This is a genomic window from Nocardia sp. NPDC050793, from assembly GCF_040654065.1.
Lineage (GTDB): Bacteria > Actinomycetota > Actinomycetes > Mycobacteriales > Mycobacteriaceae > Nocardia.
On the sequence record NZ_JBFAHG010000015.1, the window covers coordinates 89,796 to 104,699 of the forward strand.

The window sequence follows — 14,904 nt, forward strand, 5'->3', positions numbered from 1 at the left end:
GGGCAGGACCCGAAGGCCAAGGCCGCGGAGGCCAGGGCTCCATTGCTCTGCGTGCAACGAGGTGCGGCTCGGTGGGGTGCTGTTTGCTGTGCGTGCAAATCGTCGCGTACATCACGGTTCTGCCCCAGTTCAGGCCGTAATCTTCGAAGTGCGATGACACCGAGCGGGTTTCGGTGATGAGGGGAGAGTTCGGCATGCTCGTGCACGACAGCGCGGTGATCCCGGCCCGCGAGCGCGTCGATGCGGTGAACGCGATTTTCAACGACAAGGAGAGCCCGCAGTCGGTCACCTATGTCTCGGATCGGGTCACCGGGCATCGGATGTTCCTCTACGACCTGGGCCTGGGGGTGCACGTACTGCGCAACAGCGGGACCGGCCTGTACATCGTGCGCAATGCCCGGCATGTGGCGCAGGGAGCGCCCGAGCAGTTCGCGCTGTTCATGCAGCTACGTGGGTCCGGGCTGCTCTCCGCGGTCGAAGGGAACGGGGTGATCGCGCCCGGCCGGATCAGCCTGCTCGACACCACCCGCCCCTACACCTATCGGCAGTCGGCGCTCAGCGATCACAAGGTCGTGATCCTCGAACCCGGTCTGCTGGACCTGCCCGTCGACGTCATCCGGTCCGCCGCGCCCGCGCTGGCGTCCAGCCCGGTGTACCCGCTGGTGCGGGCGCACTTCCAGGAGTTGTGCAACACCCCGAACGACCTGCCTGCCGCGGCGGCGGCCGCGGTCGGACAGGCCACGGTGCAACTGATCCGGGCCCTGGTCACCACCGCGGCCGAGGATCATCGGCAGCGTGCGGCCATGGACGACGCGGTCATGCTGCGGATCACCCTGTTCATCGACGCGCACCTGCACGATCCGGGGCTTGATCCGCGCCGGATCGCCGACGCGCACGACATGTCGATCCGGCAGCTGTACTACCGGTGGTCACGGGCGGACCGCGAACCCGGACTCGCGGAATGGATTCTGCTGCGCAGACTCGACCGGGCCGGACGAACGCTCGCCGACCCGGCCGACGACACACCGATCGGGATCATCGCGCGGGCAAGCGGTTTCACCAATATCAGCCATTTCAATCGCCGGTTCCGCGACGCCTACGGCATGTCGCCGCGGGAATGGCGTGAGGTGCACCGACTCGGTGAAGGAGCCGAGCGATGACGCGCAAACGGATCGGCGTCCTGGTGTTCGACGGCGTGAAGATGCTCGACTTCGTCGGTCCGGCAGAGGTTTTCGTCGAAGCCAACCAATCCCTGGCCGCCTATGAGGTGGTGCTGGTCTCCGCCGACGGCCGGCCGGTGCAGACCTCGATCGGCGGGCCGGTGGGCGTCACCCGCGCCGCCGCGGACGCGGGCCGCTTCGATACCGTGGTGATTCCCGGCAGCGAGCTGCCGCCCGCGCGGTTCGTGACACCGCAGGTGCTCGCGGCGGCCGAGCAGTTGGCTCGCGGTACCCGGCGGCTCACCTCGATCTGTAGCGGCGCCTTCGTTTTGGCGAATCTGGGGGTGCTGGACGGTCGGCGGGCCACCACGCATTGGAAGTTCACCAAGGCCCTGGCCCGGCAGTTTCCGGCCATCGATGTCGATCACGACGCCATCTACGTACGCGACGAGCACATCTACAGCTCGGCGGGAGTGGCGGCCGGTGTCGATCTCGCGCTGGCCCTGGTGGAGGAGGATTACGGTGCGGACGTCGCGCGCCGGGTGGCGCAGTCGCTGCTGGTCTACATGCAGCGCGCGGGCGGGCAGTCGCAGTTCTCGGCGGCCTTGACCGGGCCGTCGCCACGCAGCCCGCTGGTGCGTAAGGTCGCCGACCTGATCTGGGCCGATCCCGCGTACCCATACACGGTGGAAGCCCTGGCCGCGCACGCAAAGGTCAGCCCGCGGCATCTGACCCGGCTGTTCCGCACCGAACTCGACAGCTCCCCAGCCGAATACGTGACCTATGTCCGATTCGCCGTGGCCCGCGACAAACTCGATGCCGGATTCACCTTGACCGAGGCCGCCATGGTCTCCGGCTTCGGCACCAGCGAGGCCATGCGCCGCGCCTTCGTCATGCGGCTGGGCATCTCACCGAAGAAGTATCAGCAGCGGTTCCGGTCGGCCACCCGCGGCGTCGGTTGATCACCCCGGCGCACGGGCGCGGTGTCCGAATCTCGCGCTTTCCTGTCCGGTTCGGTGGGGCCGAACACCCAGTGGCTCAACGAAACTGACGAACACGCACAGGTCGTTCTCGACGAGGAAGGCATCGATCATGGCAGGCAATCCCCTGGAGATTTCACTGGAAACGGCGGCACAGGAGTTCGTGGACGCGACCTCCGAACCGCCCTACCTGTACCAGCTCCCGCCGGAGGAAGGCCGCAAAACGGTCGACGGCGTGCAGGACAGTCCGATCTACAAGCCGGAGATCCACGAGGAGTGGATCACCGTCGAGGGCGGTCCCACCGGATCGGTGCCGGTGCGCATCGTGAAACCGCAGGGCGCGAGCGGCCCGCTGCCGGTCATCGTCTACACCCACGGCGCGGGTTGGGTTTTCGGTGACGCGCACACCCACGACCGGCTCGTGCGCGATCTCGCGGTCGGTGCGAACGCGGCGGTCGTGTTCCCCGAATACGACCGCTCGCCCGAGGTGAAGTATCCGGTCGCCAACGAGCAGTCCTACCGGGTGGCGCAGTGGGTGCGCACCGACGGTGCGAGCAAGGGCCTCGACGCCACCCGCATGGCCGTCGCAGGCGACTCCGTCGGCGGGAACATGGCGATCGCCTTGACGCTCATGGCCAAGGAACGCGGCGATGTGTCCTTCGTCCAGCAGGTGCTGTTCTACCCCGTCACCGACGCCGGTTTCGACACCGAGTCCTATCGGCGGTTCTCGACCGGCTACTTTCTGACCCTCGAGGGGATGAAGTGGTTCTGGGATCAGTACACGACCAGTGCCGAGGACCGGGCGCGGATCACCGTCTCGCCCTTGCGCGCCACCACCGAACAGCTGGCCGGGCTGCCCCCGGCGCTGGTGATCACCGCCGAAGCCGACGTGTTGCGCGACGAGGGCGAGGCGTTCGCGGGCAAGCTGCGGGCCGCGGGCGTCGCGGTGACGCAGGCCCGTTACGGCGGCATCGTGCACGACTTCGTCATGCTCAACGCCCTGCACGACACCCATGCCGCCAAAGCAGCCGTCGCCCAGGCCGTCGAGGTTCTGACGCGGGCGCTGCACGGCTGATCCCCCCGCGAGAGGAACCAAACACCATGCGAAACATTGGAAGAGCACTGCTCGCCGCCGTCAGCCTGGCGACGGCGAGCGCGGCCGCCACGACCCCCGCCACCGCCGCACCGTCGAAGCCGACCATCGTGCTGGTGCACGGTGCGTTCGCCGACGCCACCAGCTGGGACGGGGTCGCCGCCGAACTTCGCGCCGACGGATATCGAGTCGTGGTGCCCGACAATCCATTACGCGGACCCTGCAGCGACGCCGCGGTCATCGAGCAGACCCTGGCCGGGATCGACGGGCCGATCGTGCTGGCCGGGCACTCCTACGGCGGCGCGGTGATCACCAATGTGTCCGATCCGGATGTGCAGGCGTTGGTCTACATCGCGGCTTTCGCCCCCGCGCAAGGGGAACCGATGTTCTTCGCCATCAACCCGCTGCAATTCCCCGGCAGCCGGCTGCTGCCGCCCGCCCTGTCGCTGAAAGTCGCGGACGGCGGCCTGGACGGCTACGTCGATCCGGCCTACTTCCACGACGTCTTCGCCCAGGACGTCAGCGCCGCCACCGCCGCGAACATGATCGCGCATCAGAAATCCATTGCGGCCGTGGCCAATATCGAACCCTCCGGACCCGCCTCGTGGTCGACCACGCCCAGCTGGTTTCTGGTCTCCGCCGACGATCGCGTGATCCCGCCCGCCGCCCAGCGTTTCATGGCCCAGCGCGCCGGATCACACACCAGCGAGGTCGCCGCCTCGCACGCCTCGCTCGTCTCCCAGCCGTCCACCGTCGCCGCCGTCATCGAACAAGCCGCCCAGTAAGGGGAATTCGCCATGACTACACCGTCGTCCATCGACGTCCACACCCTCGAACAGATCGCCGCCGCCAACGAAACCGGCCGCACCCCGGTAGTTTTCGTACACGGTCTGTGGCTGCTGGCCAGCAGCTGGGACCGCTGGGCCGAACTGTTCGCCGCCGCCGGATACGCGCCGGTGACCGCCAACTGGCCCGACGATCCCGAAACCGTCGCCGAAGCCAACGAGCACCCGGAAGCGTTCGCGGGCAAGACCGTCGGCCAAGTCGCCGACCACGTCGCCGAGGTGGTCGGCGCGCTGGCGCGCAAACCCGCGGTGATCGGGCACTCCTTCGGCGGCCTGCTCGCCCAGATCATCGCTGGGCGTGGCCTTTCCGTGGCCACGGTGGCCATCGATCCCGCACCGTTCCGTGGCGTACTGCCGCTGCCGATCAGCTCGCTGCGCGCCGCCGCCCCGGTACTGACCAACCCGGCCAACCGGCATCGCGCGGTCCCGCTCACCTTCGAGCAGTTCCGCTACAGCTTCGCCAACGCGGTCAGCGAGGACGAAGCCAAACAGCTCTACGAGACCTTCGCAGTCCCCGCCCCTGGAGCCCCGCTGTTCCAGGCCGCCGCCGCCAACCTGAACCCGTGGTCGGAAGCCAAGGTGGACACCGAGAATCCCGACCGCGGCCCGCTGCTCATCGTCTCCGGCGAGAAGGACAACACGGTCCCGCGCGCCATCGCTGAGGCCGAATTCCACAAGCAGCAAAAGAACTCCGACGTCACCGAGTTCGCGGAGATCCCCGGACGCGGGCACGCGCTCACCATCGATGCCGGATGGCGCGAAGTCGCCGAAGTAGCACTGAAATTCATCCAGCGCTTCGCCTGACCATCGATACCGGGAGGGGACGATCGTCCGTCCCCTCCCAACACATGAACGGACCGGCTGTCCGGATACCATCAGCACCCGACCGCTCACCCGCACCCTCCAGCAGGTGGCCAGAAACGCCTGGCAGACATCACTTCTCACGGGCGTACCGACCGCTGTGCGGAGAGGAGTTCAGTGGCGCTGCGGTAGCGGGTTGCTGCTGGTGTGGGGTTGTGGCCGTCGTGTTCGAGCAGGGGTCGTGTTTCGCGGACGACGCCGCCGATCAGGGAGAGGGTCTTGACGTTGGCCTGCAAGCTGAACCCGGCGCTGTTGAGCAACCGGCCCACCGTCGGAGCCGACACCGAATGCCCCGATCGGGTCAGCTCATCGGCCAACTGCCGCAAAGACTTCGTCGTCCACCGCAACGGCGACTCCGGATCACTGCGCTCGTCCGGCTCCACCAACTCCATCAACGCCGGAACCAGTTGCAGGTCAATATCTTCGGCGTTCTTACGGCCACCACCGACACGGCGGACCCGGCCGTCCGGCAACGGATCGTCACCGGCTTCCAGCTCGAAAACACCTTTGCGGACGGTGGTTTCGCCGACCCCGGCCGCCAACGCAACGGCTCGCACCCCGCCATTCCCCAGTGACCTGGCCTCGCTGGCCAGCACCAGCCGCCGCTGCCGCTCGTTCAGATGCGGCAGCACCACCGCGAACCGCTCGGCCAAACCGCGGCCGACCTCGCCCATCACCGCCATATAACACCGAAATACCTTGATTCACAAGACAACACGTTGTTACTTTATCGCTTACAAGTTCCGCGAATGTTCCTGCCGCGCTACCGAAATCGGCGCATCCCGGCGCGATCGCGGCGATGAAGGAGATCTACAACGCCGAGAACGTCGACAAGGCCCAGATCGCGGTGAAAGCCTTCGAAATCGACTACGGCGCAAAGTATCCCAAAGCCGTCGCGAAGATCACCGACGATCTCGACGTGCTGTGCGAGTTCTGCAACTACCCGGCCGAGCACTGGATCCACCTGCGCACCACCAACCCGATCGAGTCGACCTTCGCATCGGTGCGGCTGCGCACGAAAGTCACCAAAGGACCGGGCTCCCGCGCCGCCGGAATCGCCATGGTCTACAAGCTGATCGAGGCCGCCCAGCCTTGCTGGCGCAAGGTCAACGCACCCGAACTGGTTGCCCTCGTCCGCAACGGAGCACTGTTCCACAAAGGCAAGCTGCTCGAACGGACCCGCGACATCACCCCGCCGCAGTCACCCGATCCGGCCGACACCACCCGAACGGAGGTCGCCCTGAAACACACCTGTCCACAGGTTTTGACAATTCCTCGTTTCAGATCACGACCGCAGCCCACGAGGTCGCCTCGAAACGTGTGCATGCCTGTTCGCCTGGCTGCTGTGGTGGAACGCGCTGCCCAACCGCCGCCATGACCACCTCTTCAACATCCGGGCGGGCAAGTGCAATGCCGGCCACTTCCGTCGCCGGATCGCCGAAGACCTGGGATCGGTGTTCGCGCTCGCTGGACACGGAACGTTGCACACCCACAGGTCGCCGCCCGCATTCCGTTCGGATGGGTGCATGCCAGCTTGATCTGGAGGGTTATTTGATCACTGTTCAGGAACGGCAGCGCCGCGATAGTGATGCAGTAGGAATGCCGGGGCCGATATCATCAATATGCGACCTTTTCACGATGCTAATCCTTCATGGCGAAGGCGATCCATCCGTGTGGGAGGTGGTCGGTGAACGATATAGCATTCGGTCGCTACCGGTTGCAGGAGCTGATCGGTGAGGGCGGCATGGGCCAGGTGTGGCGGGCCTACGACACCATCACCGACCGCATCGTGGCAATCAAATTGCTGCCCGAACACTGCGCCATCATTCCCGGCTTCCGGGAGCGATTCCGCCGCGAGGCCCACGACACCGCTCAACTGCGCGAACCACATGTGGTACCGATCCACAGCTACGGCGAAATCGATGGCCACCTCTACCTTGACATGCGCCTGATCGACGGCGCCGACGCGAGAACCCTGCTCACCCGCGATGGTGCTATGAAGCCAGTGACGGCGGTTGCTGTGATCACCCAAGCTGCGGCGGCGCTGGATGCAGCACACGCCCAAAGTTTGGTGCACCGCGACGTCAAACCATCCAACCTGTTGGTCACCGACAGCGGCTTCGTGTACCTGATCGACTTCGGCATCGCACGCTCGGCCGGTGATAGCCCGCTGACCAGCACCAGCACGATGATTGGAACCTTGGCCTACATGGCTCCGGAGCGATTCACCAGCGGCGTCGCCGATGCTCGATCCGACGTGTACGCCCTCACCTGCGTATTGTGCGAATGCCTGACCGGAAGCCCGCCCTATCCGGGCAACAGCGCGGAACAACAGATCGCGGCGCACCTGACCGCCGCCCCTCCGGCCCCGAGCCTGCGACGGCTCGACCTGCCGGTCGGGTTCGACGATGTCGTCGCCCGGGGCATGGCGAAAAGCCCGGACGACCGCTACCCGACCGCGGGAGAGATGGCAACCGCCGCCGACCACGCCCTCACCACCGCCCCCACAGTTATCGCCGGAAGCACCGCCGGAACCACAATCACATCAATCCCGAAGCCCGGCTTCGAAGGTCACAGCGATCGACCCGACACACCGCCGCCGATCCCCTCCGCAGAACAAAACGCGGAGCAAGAGTCCACGATCCCCGCCAGACCTTCCGTGCACCTCCGTGGCCTGCTCCGACGAGACGGCACCGCACCGCCGCGACGTAAACGGCCTGTCATCCTGGCTGTGGTCGCTGCGTTGATCGCTGCGGCGATGGTGGCGGGGCTTTGGTGGCTGACCCACCGCTCGAAGCCCGAGCTTGCCTTCGACGGCAAATACGAGGTCACCTACACGCCCCGAACTATCAACGGGAAGCCGGACGACGGGCCCCCGCGTACCCGGGTGTGGTCGGTCCGATCGAACTGCCCATCGCATAGCGAACCCTGCGTAGCCTCGATAACCAGCCAGGACCCGTCCGATCTGGAGAGTGTCCCGAATCAGTTCGTCGCAGACTATCGCGACGGCACGTGGATGATCACAAGAGAGCTATTGCCCTGGCTTGATTCCGATTGCGAAAGTCCGATCACCAAAGCGGCCCAAATCGCCTCGGGGTGGCAGCGAATCCAATTCCGATCCGGCGACCCGTTGTGGACCGGAACCTACGTCGGCTTCGTCGGCGGGCCCTGCGCATACAGCGGAGAGGCAGAAATGACGCTTTCCCGCCTCGGCGAGGTCGATCCGGAGGTCGACGTCATCCCGCCCGAAACCATCCCCGCCCGCGTCAATACCCGGCCAGTCGCACGGATCAGCGGCAGCTACGACGTAACCATCACCTACACTGCGACACCGGATGTTCTCAATCCCCCACCGCCGAACAAGATCCGGCAAGAATACGACACCATCTGCGTGCGCAGCGGCGACCGTTGCGCCGCAACGACACAAGCAGATCCTCACGCCGCCTTTTCTCCGATGTTCGTGTTCGAAGGCGGGGCCTGGCGGGCCGACTACAGCAGTCCTTATCCCTGCTTCGCGGGATCGAACGAGCCGCACACCAACGCGACATTCCATTGGGAGTTGTTCCCGTCCGATGTGGGGCGCGACCCCACCGAATTCTTGACAGGCACAAGGATCCGCGACAAAGCGGATCCTTGTCCCGGGACCAGCCGCGCTACCGTCGAAATGCGGCGGGTCAGCCCGATCGGCGGGCGGCCTGCTGCCGCTGGCTCCAATGCCGACCAGCCCTATCCGCCTTCGGTTCCAGAGATCCTCGCAATCCGCCTTTCCAGGGAACCGATGGATTGATGTTCCCCCGGCTCCACGGAGTCGGTTTGCTCGACTTCTTGATCACCACACGATCGAAGGAAACTTTGGTCATGCCAAGGCGACATACCCCGGGAAACACTCACCCAACTCGAAGCCGCCCAACCCGACGCGATGGCGACACCGAACCTGCTGCAACGCTCGATCACCGAATGCGACCGCAAACTAGCCAAACACCGCGCCGCCCTGGAAGCCGGAGCCGACCCCGCGATGGTCGCCGCGTGGAGCAGCGACATATACCGCCAACGAGCCGCCCTCATCGCTCAACTCACCGCAACCACACATCACACCCGCCCACCCCAACGCATGAGCCGTGATGAAATCCGTCGACTGGTCGACGCCCTGGGCGGACTGTTGGCGATCCTGCGCGCCGCCGACCCCGGCGACAAACTCGAGGTGTATCGGGAACTGGGACTCAAACTGAACTACAACCACGAAACCGAGGAAGTCACGGCGTACGCCAACCCGCAACCGCAGGTTGGCGTACTGTCTGTGTCCGGAGGGGGACTTGAACCCCCACGCCCGATAAAGGGCACTAGCACCTCAAGCTAGCGCGTCTGCCATTCCGCCACCCGGACCGGTGGTGCTCAGCAAGGTTAACGGATGCTGCGGCTGGGGCCAAATCGCGGTACAAACCGCAGGTCACCGGTCGGGTTCGGGCTGTCGGTGGCGGGGTCAGCGGAGCTCTTCGACGGTGCGCTCGAACGCGAGCGCACCGTGACCGTCGGCGACCTGGCGGTCGATCAGGTTCTTGATCGGTCCGACCACATCGAGCGCGACTCCGGCGTCGCGGCTGGCGCGCACGATGGCGTCCAACGCGGCCTTGTGGAAGGCCAGGTGCTGGACGTCGGTGGTGTAATCGCCGCTGTCGATGATCCGGCCGTACTCCGGCAAGAGCTGGGCCATCGCCGTGACCCACGCGGTCGCCCGTTCGGCGAACGCGGAAGCCGAGGCGCCGGTGGAGCGCACCAGTGCCGCGCCGTGCATGAAACCGGCGAACATCGCGTACATGTTCGACAACAGCGCGAAGTCCCAGGTGGACGCGAGACCCGCGTCGTCGCCGAAATAGTCTGCGGCGGCGGCGGATTCGAGCAGTTCGAGGTTGTCATCGAAGACCTTGCGAGAGCCGCTGTACAGGATGGCTGCGCCGGGCTGTCCGATCATCGGCGGCACCGCCATGATGCCGCCGTCGAGGTAGTCGATACCGTGCCGTTCGGCCCACCGAGCCAGCTCGCGCGCCTCTTCCGGTGCGGTGCTGGTCAGGTTGATCACCTGCTTGCCCGACAGCCGCTCCGCGACCGGATCGAGCGCGGCGTGCACCGACGCGTGGTCGAGCAGAACGACCACGATCACCTCCCCTGCCCGTATGGCCTCGTCCACGGTGGCCGCGCCGACCGCGCCACCAGCGACAAGGTCGGCGTCCTTGCCTGGTGTCCGGTTCCAGACGGTGGTTGGTCGTCCGGTCTTCAGGAAGGCCGACGCCAGGGCCTTGCCCATCGCGCCGAGACCGAGAACCGTCACCGGGGTCTGCTGGATTTCCGCCATCGCGGGTCAACTCCTTGGGTTGGAAACGTTGTGGTCAGCGCGCTGGAATCAACAGTGCTCGGGCGACGTTGGGTCGACAAGTACCTACTATTCGGTCGGGTACTTACCAACACGTGTGTGAGCAGCTAGCGAGGGCGGCGATGGGCGCAAAGAGATCGGGACCATACTTTTGCGGGATCGACGCGGCGATGGACGTGATCGGCGGCAAATGGAAGGCGCTGATCCTCTGGGAGCTCGAGGTGAACGGTGTGCGCCGCTTCGGCGAGCTGCGCCGCGGCCTGCCCGGCGTCTCGGAGAAGATGCTCATCCAGCAGCTGCGGGAGCTCGAGGAAGACGGCATCGTCACCCGCGAGATCTTCCCCGAGATCCCGCCGCGCGTGGAATACCAACTCACCGAACTGGGTTCGGCCCTCAATCGTGCACTCGAACCGCTCGGCGCCTGGGGGCGCGAGCGCATCGGCCGCATCGGCGCCGACCGTGTCCATATTCCCGCCTGACCTGCCGATTTGGCGATCGACCCACTCACCCCTTTATGATCATGATCCGTTGGCGACGCCAAGTCGCCACGGATACAACAAAACACACCGGTCCGGGTGGCGGAATGGCAGACGCGCTAGCTTGAGGTGCTAGTGCCCTTTATCGGGCGTGGGGGTTCAAGTCCCCCTTCGGACACAAGTCGATATCGCCTGACCTGCGCGTTTACAATTGTTGCCCGAGAAACTCGCAGGTCTTGCCCGTGGGGCGGTCAACTCCCCCGCGCCGAGATAACCACTGCACCCACGGCCACAGCCGTCACCACCGCACAGAATCCCTCCCGGAGGCTTCGGCGACGACGATCCGGCGCAAGTTCGAACGATACTCCAGGTCTGCGGCAATCCATGATCGTCCGCAACAACGCTCGCGCGACTGCGCGATTCAGCTCGGGTGCCTCGGCTGGCGCAAACGACCAATATGCCGCAAGTCAATCCTAGGAAACCGGCACGTCAGCCCAGCGAATCATGCACAGTCACATCGCGGAAGTCTTTCCAGCTCTGCGGATATCGGTCGAGGTCCAGTATGGGATGCGCCCCGCCCGCCACGCCGATCAGAAGAGGGTCTTGTGCGGCATGGTCGCCCGGTCGACTCCTCGGTCGAGACCGCCCCACACGCCTATCGCATGACAGGGCCGCCGGCGATAATCGCCGGCGGCCCAGCCGAGTCACCGGTCAGATGTAGGTGTATGCGATGCCGTTACTGGTGCCGCCGCCTGTGGTGGCGGTGACTTGAACGGTGCCGGTTCCGGCGGGAGAGACCGCCGTGATCTGGGTAGCGGAGTCGACGGTGAACGAAGTCGCCGGTGTCGCACCGAAACTGACCGCGGTCGCTGCGGTCAAGTTCGTCCCGGTGAGGGTGACCGTGGTTCCACCTGCGGTGGATCCCGAATTCGGGGACACGGTGGTCAGGGTGGGGGTTGGGAGGTAGGTGTAGGTGACGCCGTTGCTGGTGCCGCCGGGGGTGATGACGGTGACTTGTACTGAGCCTGTCTGTGCGGGGACGACGGCGGTGATTTGGGTGTCGGAGTTCACGGTCCAGTTGGGTACGACGCTGCCGAATGTGACCGATTGGGTGGTGGTCAGGTTCGTTCCGGTGATGATGACGGTGTTTCCGCCTGTCTCGGGTCCTTGGTTGGGGTTGATCGAGGTGAGGGTGGGAACTGGGATGTAGGTGTAGGGGTAGCCGTTGCTGGTGCCGTTGGGGCCGGTGACGGTGACCTGTACCGTGCCGGTTCCTGCTGGGACGGTGACGGTGATTTGGGTGTCGGAGTCGACGGAGAAGGTGGTCGCTGGCGTGCTGCCGAAGGTGACGGCGGTGACTCCGGTGAAGCCGTTGCCGTTGACGAAGACTGTGTTTCCGCCTGCCTCGGGCCCTTGGTTTTGGAAGACCACGGCTACGGCCGGGACGTAGGCGTAGGTGACACCGTTGCTGGTCCCGGCTCCGGTGGTGACGGTGACCTGCACCGTGCCTGTCCCGTTGGGGGCGACAGCGGTGATCTGCGTATCGGAGTCCACAGTGAACGAGAACGCCGCCGTGCTACCGAACGTAACCGCGGTAGCTCCGGTCAAGTTCGTCCCGGTGAGAGTCACCGTGGTCCCACCTGCGGCGGATCCCGAACTCGGGGACACCGAAGTCAGAGTGGGAGCCGGAGCCGAAACATAGCTGTAGAAGACCCCGTTGCTCGTGCCGCCCGCGGTGGTGGCGGTGACCTGCACGGTGCCCGTTCCGGCGGGTGCGACGGCCGTGATCTGTGTCGCGGAGTCGACGATGAATGAAGTCGCCTGTGTCGCACCGAAACTGACCGTCGTAGCGCCGGTCAAGTTGGTTCCGGACAAAGTGACGGTCGTCCCGCCGGCCTCCGGACCCGCACTCGGACTGATCGCGGTTAGCGTGGGAGCCGCGACACAGGTGCAGGGGACACAGTGACAGCCCGCCGGGGTGATGGTGAACTGCACCGTCCCGGTCAGAGTGACGGTTGTCCCGCAGCATACAGGCCCGGCACACGGAACCTGCGAATAGATGTAGGAGACACCGTTACTGGTTCCCCCCGGGCCGGTGACGGTCACCTGCACCGGACCGGCCGAACCGGCGGGAGCGATGGCAGTGATCTGAGTGGGGGAATCGATGACGAAGGCGGTTGCGGTGGTACCGAAACGCACGGTTGTGGCATCAGCGAAGCCGGTACCGGTGATCGTGACGCTGGTACCCCCTGTCGTGGGGCCTGAAGTTGGAGAGAGGGAGGTGATGGTAGGCATGGCGCCGCCCCTTATTGATTGCTGGATGTTCCTCTGCACCGTGTGGTGCCAGACTCTATTGGCGGCCGCTCTTTCATTAACGCCCTTGGACCAGTTGCCGGGCAATGCATTTCCAATCCGCTTTGGTCCGTTTCGAACTCCAAACGGCGGCGGTGGCCACGCGGCCCAAAGCGATCCGGCGCTGAACGTACGCGCTCCAACCGCTCCGGCTCCTCCGAACCGAACACGCGAACACCATGACGAGCTGTGCCCGATCGTGCGCGTAGTACGCGGCACCGGAGCACGAGTGGGCGATGGACCCGTGGCATGAGGTATTGCCCGCTAAAGCGGCGGCAACGATACCGAGATGGCAACTCCTGCAACCCGATACCGAGCCCTGATACGAGACTGGGCCGCTGGCACAATGTGCCGGCGGCCCAGCCGAATCGCCGGTCAGATGTAGGTGTATGCGATGCCGTTACTGGTGCCGCCGCCTGTGGTGGCGGTGATCTGAACGGTGCCGGTTCCGGCGGGAGAGACCGCCGTGATCTGTGTCGCGGAGTCGACCGTGAACGAAGCCGCCGATGTCGCACCGAAATCGACTGCGGTAGCGCCGGTCAGATTCGTTCCGGTGAGAACGACCGTCGTGCCGCCGGCCGCCGCCCCTGAATTCGGGGTCGCCGTGCTCAGGGTGGGGGTTGGGAGGTAGGTGTAGGTGACGCCGTTGCTGGTGCCGCCGGGGGTGATGACGGTGACTTGTACTGAGCCTGTCTGTGCGGGGACGACGGCGGTGATTTGGGTGTCGGAGTTCACGGTCCAGTTGGGTACGACGCTGCCGAATGTGACCGATTGGGTGGTGGTCAGGTTCGTTCCGGTGATGATGACGGTGTTTCCGCCTGTCTCGGGTCCTTGGTTGGGGTTGATCGAGGTGAGGGTGGGAACTGGGATGTAGGTGTAGGGGTAGCCGTTGCTGGTGCCGTTGGGGCCGGTGACGGTGACCTGTACCGTGCCGGTTCCTGCTGGGACGGTGACGGTGATTTGGGTGTCGGAGTCGACGGAGAAGGTGGTCGCTGGCGTGCTGCCGAAGGTGACGGCGGTGACTCCGGTGAAGCCGTTGCCGTTGACGAAGACTGTGTTTCCGCCTGCCTCGGGCCCTTGGTTTTGGAAGACCACGGCTACGGCCGGGACGTAGGCGTAGGCGATACCGTTGCTGGTCCCGGCTCCGGTGGTGACGGTGACCTGCACGGTCCCTGTCCCGTTGGGGGCGACAGCGGTGATCTGCGTATCGGAGTCCATACTGAACGAGAACGCCTGTGTACCACCGAAACTGACGTCAGTCGCTCCCGTCAGACCCGTTCCGGTGAGAACGACCGTCGTCCCGCCCGCTGCCGTCCCCGAACTCGGCACCACCGAGGTCAGAGTGGGAACCGGAACATAGGTGTAGAAGACGCCGTTGCTGGTTCCACCCGCGGTGGTGGCGGTCACCTGCACGGTCCCCGTCCCCGCGGGGGCGACGGCCGTGATCTGGGTCGCGGAGTCGACCGTGAACGAAGCCGCCGGTGTCGCACCGAAACTGACCGCCGTCGATCCCGTCAGATCCGCTCCGGTGAGAACGACCGTCGTCCCGCCTGCCACCGGTCCCGAGTTGGGAACCACGCTGGTGAGAGCGGGAACCGGGATGTAGGTGTAGGCCACACCGTTACTGGTCCCGCCCGCGGTGGTGGCGGTGACTTGCACGGTGCCCGTTCCGGCGGGGGCGACGGCCGTGATCTGGGTCGCGGAGTCGACCGTGAACGAAGCCGCCGGTGTCGCACCGAAACTGACCGCCGTCGATCCCGTCAGATCCG

Annotated in this window: 10 protein-coding genes, 2 tRNA genes and 2 pseudogenes; 9 read left to right on the forward strand and 5 right to left on the reverse strand. The window is 65.5% G+C overall.

The window, feature by feature from the left end; translation table 11 throughout:
- The first annotated feature begins 176 nt into the window (after positions 1-176).
- From AB0H50_RS33600 to AB0H50_RS33620, 5 genes are all read left to right on the forward strand, one after another.
- The gene (locus AB0H50_RS33600) at positions 177-1,160 is read left to right on the forward strand and encodes a helix-turn-helix domain-containing protein (RefSeq protein WP_357460765.1); all 984 of its coding nucleotides are present in this window, start codon (positions 177-179) and stop codon (positions 1,158-1,160) included.
- Positions 1,157-2,122: a DJ-1/PfpI family protein gene (locus tag AB0H50_RS33605; RefSeq protein ID WP_357460766.1), complete on the forward strand. Its 966-nt coding sequence runs from the start codon at positions 1,157-1,159 to the stop codon at positions 2,120-2,122. Before AB0H50_RS33600 ends, AB0H50_RS33605 begins: the two co-directional genes overlap by 4 nt.
- Positions 2,123-2,252: 130 nt before the next feature.
- A complete protein-coding gene (locus AB0H50_RS33610; protein WP_357460768.1) occupies positions 2,253-3,215 on the forward strand; it encodes an alpha/beta hydrolase in 963 nt (320 codons plus the stop codon).
- A gap of 26 nt (positions 3,216-3,241) precedes the next feature.
- Positions 3,242-4,018, forward strand: a complete 777-nt coding sequence (locus AB0H50_RS33615) for an alpha/beta hydrolase (protein ID WP_357460770.1) — start codon at positions 3,242-3,244, stop codon at positions 4,016-4,018.
- A 12-nt stretch (positions 4,019-4,030) separates the two neighbouring features.
- Positions 4,031-4,882 (forward strand): alpha/beta hydrolase, encoded by an 852-nt coding sequence (locus AB0H50_RS33620; RefSeq protein ID WP_357460772.1) that lies wholly within the window; start codon positions 4,031-4,033, stop codon positions 4,880-4,882.
- A gap of 269 nt (positions 4,883-5,151) precedes the next feature.
- Here AB0H50_RS33620 and AB0H50_RS33625 read toward each other — a convergent pair.
- A pseudogene (locus AB0H50_RS33625) lies at positions 5,152-5,622 on the reverse strand (ISAzo13 family transposase); the annotation flags it as partial.
- Between the two features lie 62 nt (positions 5,623-5,684).
- Here AB0H50_RS33625 and AB0H50_RS33630 point away from each other — a divergent pair.
- Together AB0H50_RS33630 and AB0H50_RS33635 are read left to right on the forward strand one after the other, a co-directional pair.
- Positions 5,685-6,134 (forward strand): annotated as a pseudogene (locus AB0H50_RS33630) (transposase); the annotation flags it as partial.
- Positions 6,135-6,626: 492 nt separating this feature from the next.
- A complete protein-coding gene (locus AB0H50_RS33635; protein WP_357460774.1) occupies positions 6,627-8,726 on the forward strand; it encodes a serine/threonine-protein kinase in 2,100 nt (699 codons plus the stop codon).
- 511 nt (positions 8,727-9,237) lie between these two features.
- On the opposite strand, the gene AB0H50_RS33640 is transcribed toward AB0H50_RS33635, so the two are convergent.
- Positions 9,238-9,322 (reverse strand) — tRNA-Leu (locus tag AB0H50_RS33640).
- A 97-nt stretch (positions 9,323-9,419) separates the two neighbouring features.
- Entirely contained in the window at positions 9,420-10,289 is an 870-nt protein-coding gene (locus tag AB0H50_RS33645) for an NAD(P)-binding domain-containing protein (protein ID WP_357460776.1), read from the reverse strand.
- A 140-nt stretch (positions 10,290-10,429) separates the two neighbouring features.
- Between AB0H50_RS33645 and AB0H50_RS33650 the strand changes: the two genes are divergently transcribed.
- Together AB0H50_RS33650 and AB0H50_RS33655 are read left to right on the forward strand one after the other, a co-directional pair.
- Complete coding sequence (locus AB0H50_RS33650) at positions 10,430-10,786, forward strand: helix-turn-helix domain-containing protein (RefSeq protein ID WP_357460779.1); 357 nt, start codon at positions 10,430-10,432, stop codon at positions 10,784-10,786.
- A 90-nt stretch (positions 10,787-10,876) separates the two neighbouring features.
- Positions 10,877-10,961: transfer RNA gene (locus AB0H50_RS33655), tRNA-Leu, on the forward strand.
- A 533-nt stretch (positions 10,962-11,494) separates the two neighbouring features.
- Here the strand turns inward: AB0H50_RS33655 and AB0H50_RS33660 are convergent.
- Positions 11,495-13,078 (reverse strand): IPT/TIG domain-containing protein, encoded by a 1,584-nt coding sequence (locus tag AB0H50_RS33660; protein ID WP_357460804.1) that lies wholly within the window; start codon positions 13,076-13,078, stop codon positions 11,495-11,497.
- 432 nt (positions 13,079-13,510) lie between these two features.
- On the reverse strand, positions 13,511-14,904 hold a 1,394-nt coding region (locus AB0H50_RS33665), incomplete at its 5' end, for an IPT/TIG domain-containing protein (RefSeq protein ID WP_357460782.1).